Genomic DNA, 837 nt, shown 5'->3' on the forward strand with positions numbered 1-837 from the left:
TGAAGGACACGAAACGGGCCAGCTTCCCGGGGTCGGCGACGGTCTCGGCCCGCGGGTGCACGCCGAGCTGCGGCGGAAGGGCCACGGCATCAACCGGAAGAGGGTCGAGCGGATCATGCGCGAGCGCGACATCCGCGGGATCACCCGCCGCCGGCGCCGCCACCTGACGAAGCAGGACGCTATGGCTGCCCCGGCCCCGGACCTGGTAGGCCGCGTCTTCACCAAATACCTCCGAGGACGCCCCGGCCTTCGGGCCGGGGAGGAGTCGGACCCCTGCGGAGCAGGGCAGGAAACGGGGTTTCGCCCCCAGGGCGAAAGCCCGCCCACATGATCGGGCCGGTCGAAGACCGGCCCCACCCGGCCGAGCACCAACCGCCCCGCGCCCAGGCGACGCGGGGTTCCCTCCCCGGCACGACCTACCGCTCGTGCCGGCCAGCGTCCGGGGGGATACGCACCGACGGACCGGACCCGGCTGCCTCGCGCAGCCCACCGGCACCAGGGCGTGACCACGATCAGCACACCCACCACCAGCCGACACCGGCCACAAGGGGCAGCACTGGGCGCGGGCTTCCACCTGCACGCTCACGCTTCCCGCCCAGGTGGGCAGAACCCGCACCGGACCCTACGGTCCGCATGGAATCGCTTAGCTGATCAGCAGTCCAGCGCACCTTCGGTGCACGCCGGGGGCACAGTAAATCCGGGCGCGCGCTGAGGGTGCTTCTGCGAGCCCTGACGAGGTGTAGGCCCCGTTCGGGATCACGAGGTGTTCGTTCCGGCTGAAACCGATGTCTCTGTGATGCTGTGCAGCTCGCTGATCAGCATGGTGCTGAGGGCCGA

Annotated in this window: 1 pseudogene; it reads left to right on the forward strand. The window is 70.8% G+C overall.

Annotated elements, in window-relative coordinates:
- Nucleotides 1-151, forward strand: a pseudogene (locus VXC91_RS47415) (IS3 family transposase); the annotation flags it as partial.
- Nucleotides 152-837 lie beyond the last annotated feature (686 nt).

This window comes from Streptomyces chiangmaiensis (assembly GCF_036281785.1).
GTDB lineage: Bacteria > Actinomycetota > Actinomycetes > Streptomycetales > Streptomycetaceae > Streptomyces > Streptomyces chiangmaiensis.